The organism is Microcystis sp. M20BS1, from assembly GCF_020245305.1.
Lineage (GTDB): Bacteria > Cyanobacteriota > Cyanobacteriia > Cyanobacteriales > Microcystaceae > Microcystis > Microcystis ichthyoblabe_A.
Window position 1 is genome coordinate 1 of record NZ_JADBUZ010000228.1, and the last position, 13,427, is coordinate 13,427.

9 protein-coding genes are annotated in these 13,427 nt (G+C 45.0%); 3 read left to right on the forward strand and 6 right to left on the reverse strand.

Going from position 1 to position 13,427, the window contains the following annotated elements; translation table 11 throughout:
- The 4 genes from IM507_RS21560 to IM507_RS21575 all read right to left on the reverse strand — a co-directional run.
- Positions 1-396 (reverse strand): Rpn family recombination-promoting nuclease/putative transposase (locus IM507_RS21560; RefSeq protein WP_287637724.1); only part of this gene is annotated, 396 nt, incomplete at its 3' end.
- Positions 397-999: 603 nt separating this feature from the next.
- A complete protein-coding gene (locus IM507_RS21565) occupies positions 1,000-1,257 on the reverse strand; it encodes a hypothetical protein (protein WP_042791114.1) in 258 nt (85 codons plus the stop codon).
- Positions 1,258-1,439: 182 nt separating this feature from the next.
- A complete protein-coding gene (locus tag IM507_RS21570) occupies positions 1,440-2,948 on the reverse strand; it encodes an HMA2 domain-containing protein (RefSeq protein ID WP_287637725.1) in 1,509 nt (502 codons plus the stop codon).
- A gap of 471 nt (positions 2,949-3,419) precedes the next feature.
- Positions 3,420-5,642, reverse strand: coding sequence for a molybdopterin oxidoreductase family protein (locus IM507_RS21575; protein WP_287637726.1), 2,223 nt, complete (start codon positions 5,640-5,642; stop codon positions 3,420-3,422).
- Positions 5,643-5,884: 242 nt separating this feature from the next.
- Between IM507_RS21575 and IM507_RS21580 the strand changes: the two genes are divergently transcribed.
- Both IM507_RS21580 and grxD read left to right on the forward strand, forming a co-directional pair.
- The gene (locus tag IM507_RS21580) at positions 5,885-7,849 is read left to right on the forward strand and encodes a DNA polymerase III subunit gamma/tau (RefSeq protein ID WP_287637727.1); all 1,965 of its coding nucleotides are present in this window, start codon (positions 5,885-5,887) and stop codon (positions 7,847-7,849) included.
- Between the two features lie 87 nt (positions 7,850-7,936).
- Positions 7,937-8,260 carry a Grx4 family monothiol glutaredoxin gene (gene grxD / locus IM507_RS21585; protein ID WP_002796167.1) on the forward strand — a complete coding sequence of 108 codons (324 nt, stop codon included), beginning with the start codon at positions 7,937-7,939 and terminating at the stop codon, positions 8,258-8,260.
- Positions 8,261-9,070: 810 nt separating this feature from the next.
- Here grxD and IM507_RS21590 read toward each other — a convergent pair.
- Both IM507_RS21590 and IM507_RS21595 read right to left on the reverse strand, forming a co-directional pair.
- Positions 9,071-10,009 carry a hypothetical protein gene (locus IM507_RS21590; protein ID WP_069475369.1) on the reverse strand — a complete coding sequence of 313 codons (939 nt, stop codon included), beginning with the start codon at positions 10,007-10,009 and terminating at the stop codon, positions 9,071-9,073.
- Between the two features lie 450 nt (positions 10,010-10,459).
- Positions 10,460-12,199, reverse strand: coding sequence for a mechanosensitive ion channel family protein (locus IM507_RS21595; protein WP_002740030.1), 1,740 nt, complete (start codon positions 12,197-12,199; stop codon positions 10,460-10,462).
- A gap of 178 nt (positions 12,200-12,377) precedes the next feature.
- On the opposite strand from IM507_RS21595, the gene lipA reads away from it, so the two are divergent.
- Complete coding sequence (lipA, locus tag IM507_RS21600) at positions 12,378-13,277, forward strand: lipoyl synthase (protein ID WP_002739543.1); 900 nt, start codon at positions 12,378-12,380, stop codon at positions 13,275-13,277.
- Positions 13,278-13,427 lie beyond the last annotated feature (150 nt).

Here is a 13,427-nt window from a genome sequence, read left to right on the forward strand (position 1 = left end):
AAAATCGGTAAAATCGACTACATATTGACTAATCGCTTCTCTTTTTGGCTTTGAATAAGAAAAAATTACAATCGGATAAATCGGGAGGACAAATTTCTCATGAAAGCGAGCAAAATAAGTAAACATTCGCCGATTAAACCACTTGCGGGAACTTTCCTGCGCCTCGACATGAATCAGAAAAAAAGATTCTTTTCCTCGAAACTTAACCTGTGCGACTAAATCGCTTTCATGTCTTTCTCCTTCCGTGACATCGGTAAATACTTCTTTGTCTAAAAAAGTAATCGAGTTTCTATCTAAATAATCCATCAATTGAGGAAAAAATAACTCAATAAATTCGACAAAAAAGGTGGAGATTAACTCCTTAAATAAGCGGTCATGGTCAATATTATTAGTCATGTAATGTCATCTTAACTAATCTGAGCGATGAATGACTACTCTTATCTATTGTATTCTGAAAAGTCGGTTTTGGCAACGGATTGTTATGACCTCACCCCCTTAACCTACAACGATTGTCAAATTCGCCCAAAAACCATCAGATTGAGCAAAATCGAACAAACTATCGTAAACAGCAGGAAAAATCGGCAACAGGGGAGAAGTCATGACATTAACTGCAAAGGTTTATTGCTAACAGTTTTAGCCCAACAATCCCCAATTTTTCAAGGGTGCTATCACAAAAATTAACATTTATTACAAGAAAACGGGTTTCTCAAAGAAACCCGTTTTCTAGATATTGATTTTAGCCAAAGAATGTAAAAACGCTTCAAAATACTCGCCTAATGCTTCTTTCCAGGGTTCATCATAATTGGCGGTTTCTGATGTCATGTTTATTAAGATGATTTATTTAATATAATAGCCTTTTTCGTTTATGAGTAATTTCTGGAAGTCCCTAGCCAAAATAAATAAGACCCTAAACTATCTCCCTGTAACGCATTAAAAAAACGTTCATCTGCTGTGACCATTTGACAGCTTTTCTGCACTGCTAAAGCCAGATAAACACAATCATAAACCACCTGTTGTATTCTCACAGCAATCTGTACTATCACTAAAAATTCGCCCCGAATAGTGTTTATCTATCTCTTCAAAAATTCGCCTTGATTCAGCGTGAGTGCGTGTCTGAGTTGTAGTTTTATCTAAGCTTGGTGCTGGTTTAAACGTTACTGTCACCTCTAAATCAGTTTCTTTAACTTCCACGGGAATATCTAAATGCAATATTCGGTCTTCACCCAGATGAGAACGTAATTTAACTTGCTGTATCATAGTTATTTCCTTTCCTTTTTTAGCGAGTAATCGACAGTAAACCTCTTGCTACTATAATAGCTATTTATGTCATTTGAGCGCGAACCACTTGACACTGCGACTCTTTTGTGCAGACAATCGCCAATTTTTCAAGACCCCTGTAACAAAAATTAACATTTATTGCAAGAAAACGGGTTTCTTTCTCAAAGAAACCCGTTTTCTAAGAGGTTAGGCTTCGGGGAGCGCAGGCTGTTCAATTCTGCGAGGATGGCTGAACTGCCGTTGATTGCGGCGGCTGCCACCGGGTTGAGTCCCCAAAATGCCCCGACTGCCACCACTAACAGGTTGGGCAGAGTAGCGATCGCCAAACTCTTGTATGCAGTGGCAAGGGTATGCCGGGCCAGGGCAAAGGTGTAGCCAAGGGGCTGGAGATCCTGGCTGTGCAAGATGACATCGGCGGCCGCTGCAAAATCCCCTCTCCCTAGAGAAATGACCACCTGATCCTCCTGGGCAGCAAAGCAATCACTACCACTGTCGGTTATCCAAGCCACCCGCTTACCTTGGCGGAGCAACTGTTCTTGGAGTCCCTCAACAGCAGCCCCATCGGTGGCGAAGTAGATGCACTGAGAAGGGATGCCCCAACTCACCAGCAGCTCCGGGGTAATCAAGTCCTGGAAACTTTCGCGAGTAAAGACCAGAGTATCCACCTGAGCCAGCTTTTCCAGTACCCTGGCATTGCGGATGTAAACGCCTTGTCGCGCTGCCGCCGTCAGGGACGAAACCACTGCCAAGGGAGTAACGCCCCGCAGAGAAACCCCGATGTCAAGGGGTAACAGCGCACTCGCACGCCCCAAGTCTCCCGTCAGGATTGCCCAAGTGCCACTCAGGAACAAAGTGGGTAGGATCGCTCCTTGGGCGACGGGTTTGAGGTTCTGGAGTAGTTCGGTTTTTTCGACGGAATCTAGCCACCCTTCTCGATCTGCCTCGGGAACGGGAGCGAACCGCTGCCGGTCAGAGAGCCAGTGGATTTCTGCGTCTTCTTGCTCGAACAGCAGGTATAGCTCGTCTTCTAGCTGTTGGAGCTTGCTCCGGCGCAGGCTCTCTCCCACTGCTGCCAGATTGAGGGCGAGTGCGCCAGCGATGTTGTTACCTTGCAGCAGTTGGTAGCTCAACCAGAGGGCATCGAGGCAGTCTATTGTCACTTGTCCCTGCTGGGTGAGCGCTTGGCTAACCCTCTGCCAGAGAGGAATTGAAGCCGCAAGGACAATTCCTCCCACAATCGAGAAGGGCAGTTCTAGGGGAGCAGCAGCGATCGCCACAGCCAGGGTTAAGGCCGGCATCCCTAAAGTTGGCCAAGTCCCCTGATTTCTAGCCCCGACTTTCTCGTTTAGGTCTGGCTCTCTTTCCCGGCCGGCCGCTAGGATGGCCGCTTGCAAGTAATCTAGGATGGCCGTTGCTGACAGCATTTCCGCCTGGTAGGAGACAATCAGGGAGCAGGCTGCGGCATTGATGCGGCCCTCGCTGATAGCAGTGGTTCTCAGCAGCGATCGCTGCAAGCGTCTGGCAAATTCGTCATCCCAATTGAGGCGGGGAATGCGAATTCGCAGCCGTCCGGGAATTTGATGGGCGACTTGCCAATCTACCCACTCAGGGGGTGCTGGGGAATTTGCTGCCGCTTGAACTGGCGCGGGAGTCAGAGTTGTTGTCGTCATGGTGAGGTGATTCAAGAGGGGCTACCCACTGGCAGCGGGACGAACAAGACATTCAACAGCAGGCTGACAGCAGTGACGCAGATGATACCAGTTTTCGACTTCCATCTAAAAATCGAAAGAAAAGTATTGACCGATTATACCATAAAAAAGTTATGAAAGAAGTGCATTCAGCTAATCTAAGGATAGGCGGTTAAAATGCGTCTTGGCTTAATAGCAATAGACATCTTGTAAAAATCAAAAATTGTTGTTGGGGTTAGGAGTCAGTAGCCAGTAGTGAGTAGTCAGGAGAATTAAGAATGAATAATAATCAGTTAAATGGTCTATTTACAGACTTTATGCCATTTAATCCTTATTTTTGACGTTTTTGAACCCTGAAAAATTAATTATGCAAGAGGTTTTTAAACACAAACTACCTATCAGATTGTGGAGAATTGGTATTACAAAAGTAACCAAAGGGAAAGCCAAATTTGATTAGGGAGTTGCCAGAAATTGACTGGGAGATAATTCGGCATTAACTAAAGACTTCAACGGGATTAATTTGACAGCACAAGCTTTTAATTCTGGTTGCAGGGAAATCGGACAAGCGGCCGGATGGGTGAGACTATTGGCCTCAGAATTTTCTGCCCATAGGGCCCCCCAGTGCATCGGCACAAAGACACAATTAGGAGCAATTGCTTTGGTAATTAAAGCCGGAAAACGGGCAGAACCGCGACGAGAACGCACCTCCAACCATTCCCCAGCTTCTATGCCCAATTTTGCCGCATCTTGGGGATGAATTTCCAGAAAAGGTGCGGGGTGCATTTTGACAATTTTCTCGATGCGGCCGGTGCGGGTTTGGGTGTGCCAGTGACCGTACAAACGCCCCACGGTCAACACTAGGGGATAATCATCGTCGGGGGGTTCCGCTAGACCTTTACTGTGGTAGGCGGCGAAAACAGCACGACCATCGGCAGTATTAAATTTACCATCGGTATAAAGGCGTTTTGCGGCTTTTTTTGGGCTTTTATCGTCATCTTTAACTAAATTCCCTAGTAATTCCCCGGAATTAGCGGTTTTAGGGGCGGAAATTTCATCGATGGAATTGGGCCACGGTCGGGGGGTCTCGGCCAAGCGCTCATAATTAATCCCTGTCATATCACAAGGACGTTTATATGTCAAGCGGGCAAACTCGGAATATACCTCGGCCGAATCCTGAAAATTAAATTGTGCCTGAAACCCCAAACGGCGACCAACTTCGGCAAAAATTTGCCAATCGGCCTTAGCTTGACCGACGGGAGGGCGAAAAGCCTTATTTAAAGTCACCATGCGCTCAGAATTGGTCATTGTTCCCGTTTTTTCGCCCCATTGGGCTGCTGGCAGTAATAAATGGGCATAGGCGCTGGTTTCCGTGGGATAGTAGGCATCCTGATGGATAGTAAAAGGTGATTTTAACAGGGCCGCCTTGGTGCGTTCTAGATCAGGCATACTAACGGCCGGATTAGTGGCGGCAATCCAAAGAAGTTTGACATCTCCCGTCTCCAAACCAGTAATCATACTCCAAGCATCGCGACCGGGGACCGGAGAAATCTGACCAGCAGGTAAACCCCAAGCTTGTTCCACTTCGGCCCGGTGTTGGGGATTTTTGACGGAACGATAACCGGGGAGAAGATGGCAGAGGCCGCCAGCTTCCCGTCCTCCCATGGCGTTGGGTTGTCCCGTTAGGGAAAAAGGACCGGCCCCGGGCTTACCGATATTAGCCGTCATTAGGTGTAAATTGATTAAAGTGCGGGCTTTGGCCGTGCCTTCGCTGGATTGATTGATACCCATCGACCAGAGGGAAAGCACTCTTTTCGATTCGGCCCAGTAGCGGGCAGCCTGTTCTAAATCCTCAATGGGGATACCGCATTTAGGGGCGACGATTTCGGGGGGATAATGGCGGATAATTTCGGCGTATTTGGGGAAATCTCGGGTACATTTATCGATAAAATAGGTATCGATCGCACCCCAATTCAGTAACAGGTGAGCAATACCGTTAAATAGGTCAATATCGGTCCCCGGGTTAATGGCGAGGTGGAGATTAGCGGCCTCGGCGGTTTTTGTCCTGCGGGGATCAACGACGATTAATTTCGCTTCTTTGTTACCTTTGAGATACTTGTGCAGACGGTTAAAGATGATGGGGTGACATTCGGCCGTATTTGTCCCCACCAGAAAGGCACAATCGGTTAATTCTAGGTCATCGTAACAGCAGGGGGGACCGTCGGACCCGAAACTGTCCCGATAAGCGGCCACGGCCGAAGACATACAAAGACGGGAATTAGCATCAAAGTTATTGACTCCCAGACAGCCCTTGACCAGTTTTTGGGCGATGTAGTAATCTTCGGTGTGAAATTGTCCCGAACCGTATAGACAGATACTTTCCTTTTCCCCCTGAGCGATTAGAGTTTGGATGCGGTTAACGATGCGATCGAGGGCCTCTTCCCAGGTACAAGGACGGAATTGCTCTTGGAGAGAATCGCGGATCATCGGGGTTTTGAGGCGATTTTTATCGATTGATTCCGCTACGGTGGCCCCTTTAACACAGACCATACCTTGACTGGAGGGGTGGGACTTGTCCCCGAAGACTTTCCATGCTTGTCCGGCCGACGCGGGGGGGGTGACTGTCAAACCACAACCTACTCCACAGTAAGGACATTGGGTTTTTGTAGATTCAGTCATAAGCAGTTGGTCTGATTGGTGGCGCTGTCTTTAGGCATACTAAGATAGTCGTCAGGTTTTCTCGGCAAAATTGTAGTTATTAATACAATTTATTAGAAGCCTTGGCCAAATTGCCATTTTTATGATGCAAATCGCGCATTACAACTGGCTAGATAAAAAGCATACACTTGTTCTCGTGTTGAAAAAGAATCGGCATAGGATAATAGTAGTCTCTAGGGTGGGGAAAAAGTTTTCAGCCAGTCATGACCTACGAACCTCTACATCATAAGTATCGTCCCCAAACCTTTGCCGATTTGGTGGGACAATCAGCGATCGCCACGACCTTGAGTAATGCCTTAATCAGTGAGCGAATCGCCCCTGCATACCTATTTACTGGACCCAGAGGCACGGGGAAAACCTCCTCGGCGCGAATTTTAGCCAAATCCCTCAACTGTCTGTCTAGTGACCATCCGACACCGATTCCCTGCGGTAAGTGTTCCGTCTGTCAAGCGATCGCCAATGGTTCCGCTTTAGACGTGATCGAAATTGATGCCGCTAGTAATACGGGTGTGGATAACATTCGGGAAATTATCGAGCGATCGCAATTTGCCCCCGTCCAATGTCGTTATAAAGTCTATGTCATCGATGAATGCCATATGCTCAGTACGGCGGCCTTTAATGCTTTGCTGAAAACTCTAGAAGAACCGCCAGATCGAGTGATTTTTGTGCTTGCTACCACCGATCCTCAGCGTGTCTTGCCTACTATCATCTCCCGTTGTCAACGCTTTGATTATCGCCGTATTGCTCTCGATGCGATGGTGGCACACCTGCAAAAAATCGCCCAAATAGAAGCGATCGATATTAACCTAGAAGCATTAACCCTTGTGGCTCAGATCGCTAACGGTGGTTTACGCGATGCGGAAAGTCTTCTTGATCAATTAAGTTTACTCGCAGGAACGATTACGGCCGAGCGAGTCTGGGATTTAGTCGGTGCAGTCCCCGAAAGAGACCTTTTAACCCTACTTAAAGTCATTCATAGCAATATTCCCGATCAAGTTATCGAACAATGTCGCCATCTGATGAATCGCGGGAAGGAACCTTTAATCGTCTTGCAAAATCTAGCGGGATTCTATTTAAACCTACTTTTAGCCAAAACCGCCCCTAATCGTCCAGAAATGGTGGCTGTCACTGCTCCCACTTGGCAGGATTTGTGTAAGGAAGCGCGTACTTGGTCTTTAGAGGAAATTCTCCGCGGTCAACAACTGCTTAAAGACAGCGAAACACAACTAAAAAACACCACTCAACCCCGTCTCTGGTTAGAAGTCACTCTCTTGGGACTGTTACCGCAAGCACAGGTGATTCCGCTAGTTGCCACGGTAGCGCCTTCCCGTCCCCAAACCAGCGCCGAGAGGCCGCCGGAAGTGATCACAGCGCCGGCGCCGGTTAATGAACCGATAAAACCGCCAGTTATCACCCCGACAACTAGCGTCGCAGTGCCGAAAACTGAGGTTAAAACTGTTACCAGTGATGACAATCATGAACAAATTTGGCAGCAGGTTTTAGAAGTAATGGAACCCCCCACTACTCGCACTCTCCTACGTCAGCATGGCAGTCTTTTTAATATGGAAGAATCGAGTGCTTATTTAAGCATATCTTCGGAACAATTATTAAAAATGGCCCGGCTACGATTGACTAATATTGAGTCAGCTTTCGAGGCAGTTTTTCAGCGCCGGATTAAAGTTCATTTACAGGTAGGTTCCGCCACTGCTGCCATGGCTGCGGAAGTTTCCCCATCCCCAGCGGCCAGGATACTACCACCACCAGAAACCGCAGCAACTCCACCAATAACTCCCGAAAATAAAGTTATGACCGCGGTGGATATTCCTCCAGTCAAAGAAGCAATTATCGAGAAAAAAGAAGCAAAGATCACTGCATCGGGAACCCCAAAAACTCCTAGCACAGAACTGCCCCAAAAAATCTTAAGTTTTGATTCATCTTTAGAGACATTAGATCAAGATGTCGATGTTAGCGAAATTTTGGCAGCCGCTCAAAAGTTAGCGAAATCTTTTGATGGTGAACTGGTCAATATGGGTTATTCACTGCCAGAAAATTCGGCCGCAGAAACTAAAGTTAATAAGTCTCTGGAAAATATGACTATCGTGCGCGGGAGACCTGATGTTAACGAAATTTTAGATAGTTTGGAGGAGGACGAAGACCTTCCTTTTTAAGGCTATCCCAACGGCTTGTGCTAAACTGATAGGATATGCCACGTCTCAGGATTGGCTATTCTTGCTCAAATTCTAGCTACTAGACCTATGACACCCGAAACTAAGGCCAGAATCGATCAATTAATCCAGAATAACAAAGTTCTTGTGTTCATGAAGGGCAATAAATTAATGCCTCAGTGTGGTTTCTCGAATAACGTCATACAAATTCTCAATATTCTGGGGGTTTCCTACGAAACTGTCGATATTCTCCAAGATCAGGAGTTAAGACAAGGAGTTAAGGAGTATTCCAATTGGCCGACTATTCCCCAAGTCTATATCAACGGTGAGTTTATTGGCGGTTCCGACATTATGATCGAACTCTATCAAAATGGGGAACTACAACAAATAGTCGAGGTAGCCTTAGCTTCCTAAAAATTTTCTAGGTTAGGTTAGCTATCCTAACCTAGTTTAAACCTACCAAACAGTAATCAGTGATCAGTAATCAGTGAAAAGACGGCAATTTTCTACTTAAGACTGTTGGGTACATCTCAGTTTTGTAGAAATATCTATATGACATTTTTGTCCGACGCAGTTCGATAAACTCACTGACCACGATCTTGGTGTCAACTTAAGCAAGAGGCTTAATTATAAAGAGTACCTGATAATCCAAAAGGAAGATAGTAAAAAACGGTAAAATAACGAGAAGAAATCAGAGGTGAGTCGGTGAAAACGCGCTCTAAGCAACGACCTAGAAAAAAGGGGAATCCCGAATTACGCTGTCAATTTCAGTCGCCAGCCTTGCACATTCGGATATTCTCGACTCTGTGTGATAATCAGTGCTTATCATTCGTAGGAGTCTTGCTAGGCAAGGCTTTGAAGACTATATTTCCGAAAAATTACCCCTATTCTTCTTCTTTCCACACAGAAACAAGAAGAGCCGTTTTTTTACGGTTACTTCCAAGTACCTTCGTACACGACCAAATGAGGGCGGCAGTCAGTAGACCTCTTGCAAAAGTCTTAAGTCGATCCTTGTACAGCAACATTTTTGAAGATTATCAGCTAAGTACCTAAGCAAAATTAATTACACATTTCGATAAAGCTTTTGCCTATTGCCTATTGCCTCTTGCCTATCTTCACTAGGAAATTTATTTTGCACGACTACTTACTAATAAATAATTAACTGAAAGTCCCTCCCATTATTGTTTCTATCGTTTGTTTTCGGATTTATGCAAGAGGTCTAGTTTATGGAGTTGATGGAGTTGATGGAGTTGATGGAGTTGGAGGGAAATAAACCCAAATTTCAATCCTCCCATTAGGAGCATTCCAGTCCACTAATTCTAGTAGATCCGATTCTAGTAGGTCTTTAGGTAAATTTATGTTTTTATTATTATTCACATAACTTTGAGTGAGTTCCCCTAGATTTTTAGCTCGTTCTCTATCCCCAGCATGAAAATATTTGATCCTACTGATTGGCTGATCATTCTTTAAAGAATATGTATTTTGAACATCTTCTTTTTTAATCGGGTTTAAACTAATTGTGTAATTTTTGCCCTGTAGATATTGCTTAAATTTATTCACTTCTTTCTCGTTCTCGTTATAGTAAATATCAACAACAAAATCAAAATTTTTAGTTATTTGTTCAACAATTTTCTCTCTAGGATCCTTGCTATTTTTGTAGCCTTCTTGAAGTTTTCTAAGCTCTTTAATAATCCCATTAGCTTGATTCGGATCCCTTTCGCCAATAATCATAAGAGCCGTAAAAGTATCTTGAAACTCTGGTGTTTGTCCTATAAATTCTTGATCTGTATTCGAGGGTTTAGACATTAACTCTTTAAATCTTGATCTATAAATTTGCGTTGCTATCTCAGCAATCATCTGCTTAGAGCTTTCATCATTGTCAGCTATCGTCCGATTCAAAGCAATTAAAGCGATATCTTTTTTTAATTGAGGGCTTTGTAAATCTCCAATCAATTTTTGAATTAATTCTGCCGTTTGAATGTTGGTTTTAAATCCTTCTAATTGATTCTCAATATTTTCGGTTTTCTGTTGCAGCTGAGAAGTCTGATATCCTATAAACCCATTGAGAATGGCAATAATCATTAAAACAAATGTCGATAAAGATGAGACACCTATACTTATTTTATCCAAGCTATCTTTAGGCTCATTATTCTTGTCAGACATAGTTAACTCCTTCCTTGTGTACTCACTTAAATATTCACACCACACCCCGCATCACCTGCACCAATTCCCCCACTACCTAATCCTGCTTACTCCTTGCCTCAACCAGTTGGTCATTCAACCCTGACTGCCTGACACATCTCAGTGAAGTCTAGGTCAATCGGGGGTGGCAAGTCAAAGAGCAAATGCGAGAAAACTAAATCCGTTCCTAGAAATATTCTCGGGCTAGGTTAGAGACAAAACAAGGCTGAGGAGCTTTGGGAAACAGAGGAATAGGGGCAAAAAGTTCTCGTCCTTTAGATAGAATACCCCAGACCTAACACAACTCGATTCTAACCCACTTTCCCAGAAACATTGAATCTCCTAACAAAACTTTACATTTAAGGACATAACAACCCCAAAACGCCATTTTTCAATAGGTTATCACCATAAGTGGGAGAGAGTCGCTCCCCTTTAAAACTGTCCCTTGAATTGTTCTCTATCTTTTGCTATGAGGAAACTTTGTTGGGGGATACCGATGTGAATTCCCTTCTCCTCAAAAGCAATCTTGAGACGACGACGATACTCTCTTTCTATGTCCCATTGTCGTAATCTTTTGACGACAATTCTGAGCATAATTTCCATTCCCGTGTGAGAAACCCGACTGACACCAGCAACCTGCACAGGATTGATGATATCTTCTTGCCATTGTGGATCTACAGCCATATTTTCAGCGATGGCTGCCATTAAAGCGATCGCCACATCTGGCTCGGTCTGATAGGCGACTTCGATGGTAAAATCGACCCGCGCCCAATCTTTACTGAGGTTGTGTGCGGTGATAATTTGGTTATGGGCAATAGTGATTAAACGTCCGTCGGCGGCCCGCAATTGAGTCGCTCGCAAACTCATATTTTCCACCAAACCAATAAACTCCTGAAACTGGACCATATCACCGACGGTGTATTGATCTTCAAAGACAATCAGAAAACCGTTAATCCAATCTTTTAAAAGATCCTGAAAGGCAAAGGTGAGCAATGCTCCCACTAAACCGGCTCCCGTGAGTAAAAAGGCGAAAGAAAGACCCATCCAAGCTAAAAAAATCAAAATTCCTAGAAAAATAGCGATAAATGTGATAATTTCTCGCCAAACTTCTAATAAAGTGGGAGCGCGCAGAATCCTCCTTTCCAAATTTTCGGAAAACACCGCTCCTTCCTCTACCCACTCGCGTAGCCGAAAATTAACGTAGAGATTAACCATATTGCTCACTGATGTCATCAGCAACCAGATGATAAAAATCTGTAAAGGAATACGGATTATTCCGCGTCCTTCTAGCCTAGTTTCGGGAAATACATACAAAATCGCCGCTATTCCGGCAAACCAAAGCAGTATCAGTCCAATAAAAGCTAGTCTTTTCCAGAGAATATTTAGCGTTAGTTGTCGCTGAATATCAGCCTGTTGACGGAAATTAGAGGAATCTCCTAGAGCGGCTAAAATCGGCTCTTGGGAGCGATCTTTTCTGGGGGGGGAATTTATGGGTAAATTTTGATCGGATTGCCTTTTAGCTTGTTTTTTGAGGAGATTAAAGCGATTTCTTAGGTGTCTCTGCCACCAAATTGATACCCAGCTTAAGAAAGTTAGCCCCAAAATAATTATAGTGGCAGTCATTACCTGTTGCCGACGAGGGGCGGGCTGACGTTCTTGCCAAGCTTGGAGCAAAGCTGTTTGGATGATTTTAACCCATCTGTCCGCTAAATCGCCAACAGAAGAAGAATCGATCAGGGCATCAACTTCTGTCACTGTCAGAATTACCTGTTGCGGTAACTTCTGGTTATCCTTGGCCACAATCACGGTTAAATTATTGAGAGTCGCCGTACTTACTTGCAGGGTTGTCGGATCGAAACCCCGATTGATAATATTATTTAAGCCCCTCTCAATGCGCCTAGCCCGTCTTTCTACCGGGGAGAGTTCCCGGGACTCAGAAGCGGTAAAATCTTGGGAGGCAATCTGAAATAAGGCAAATCCATCTAGATGCACGGAAGCATATTCTATATCCCCGGCTACAAAAATCCTTGTACCCGTGGGAGATACAAATGGAACTAGAAAATTTTGGCCTAGGGATGGCAGGGAATTAAGAACAAATATACTAACCAAGAGGCAACCTGCCAATCCTTGAAGGACCAGATTGAAAATTTTTCCCCGTTGCCGTCGTCCCATTGCCCAAGTTTCCTTTTTGATTAACAATGATCTTTACCCGCTTTCTCAGCTTATAGCAGTTATCTTTATGGTGAGATAGAAAGTTTTCGTTTTGGGGAGTTAGTCGTCCCTCTCCCCTCTCCCTACCCCCCCAGTGATTACTGATAACTGAAATCCCCAACACCTTACTTAACTTCTCATGTCCAATATACCCCCACAGTGGCGCGAGGAAATTACGTCTTTACCCGCTTGGTTACGGCGTTCGCTCGGCAAATCTAGCGAAATTTCCACGGTTCAGCGCATTATCAAACAAAGGAACATTCATACTATCTGCGAGGAGGGTCGCTGTCCCAATCGCGGCGAGTGTTATGCCCAAGGTACGGCGACTTTTTTGTTGATGGGTCCCACTTGCACCAGGTCCTGTGCTTTTTGTCAAGTGGATAAGGGTCATGCACCCATGCCTCTCGATGTGGAGGAACCGCAAAAAGTGGCGGAAGCGGTGCAATTGTTAAATTTAAGTTACGTTGTCTTGACTTCTGTAGCTAGAGATGATCTGGAAGACGGCGGAGCCAGTTGGTTCGTGCGGACGATGACAGCCATTCGCGAACTCAATCCCCACACTTTAATTGAAGTGTTAACCCCGGATTTTGCCGGAGGTAAGGGAAGTCAACAGGAACGGGTGGCGACGGTGGTAGGGGCAAAACCTGCCTGTTACAATCACAATATCGAGACGGTGCGCCGTTTGCAAGGACCGGTTAGACGCGGGGCTAAATACGATCGCTCTTTGGCGGTTTTGCGTTATGTTAAGGAAATCGATCGCTCAATTCCGACGAAATCCGGCTTAATGGTCGGTCACGGTGAGACAAAAGAGGAAATTATCGAGACTTTGGCAGATTTACGCGCGATCGACTGCGATCGAGTTACTATTGGTCAATATATGCGTCCTTCTCTGGAACATTTGCTCGTACAGAAATATTGGACTCCCTCAGAATTTAGCGAGTTGGGAGAAATTGCCCAAAAAATGGGTTTTTCCCAAGTTAGATCTGGACCTCTAGTCCGCAGTTCCTATCATGCGGGAGAGGAAATCAGTTATCAGTGATCAGTTATCAGTTATCAGATGTAAGTAGCTGGTTATAATTAAATTAAAAATGGATTTTAGGTTCGATCCCCCCTGCCCCCCTTGATAAGGGGGGTGCCGATCCCCCCTTAGTCCCCCCTTTAATCCCCCCTTAATAAGGGGGGCATCTGA

What these genes read in the sequence shown, in the direction of transcription:
- IM507_RS21590 (WP_069475369.1), bottom strand. Translation starts at nt 10,009, where the DNA reads ATGTCTGACAAGAATAATGAGCCTAAAGATAGCTTGGATAAAATAAGT.
- IM507_RS21580 (WP_287637727.1), top strand. Translation starts at nt 5,885, where the DNA reads ATGACCTACGAACCTCTACATCATAAGTATCGTCCCCAAACCTTTGCC.
- grxD (WP_002796167.1), top strand. Translation starts at nt 7,937, where the DNA reads ATGACACCCGAAACTAAGGCCAGAATCGATCAATTAATCCAGAATAAC.
- IM507_RS21565 (WP_042791114.1), bottom strand. Translation starts at nt 1,257, where the DNA reads ATGATACAGCAAGTTAAATTACGTTCTCATCTGGGTGAAGACCGAATA.
- IM507_RS21595 (WP_002740030.1), bottom strand. Translation starts at nt 12,199, where the DNA reads ATGGGACGACGGCAACGGGGAAAAATTTTCAATCTGGTCCTTCAAGGA.
- IM507_RS21575 (WP_287637726.1), bottom strand. Translation starts at nt 5,642, where the DNA reads ATGACTGAATCTACAAAAACCCAATGTCCTTACTGTGGAGTAGGTTGT.
- lipA (WP_002739543.1), top strand. Translation starts at nt 12,378, where the DNA reads ATGTCCAATATACCCCCACAGTGGCGCGAGGAAATTACGTCTTTACCC.
- IM507_RS21570 (WP_287637725.1), bottom strand. Translation starts at nt 2,948, where the DNA reads ATGACGACAACAACTCTGACTCCCGCGCCAGTTCAAGCGGCAGCAAAT.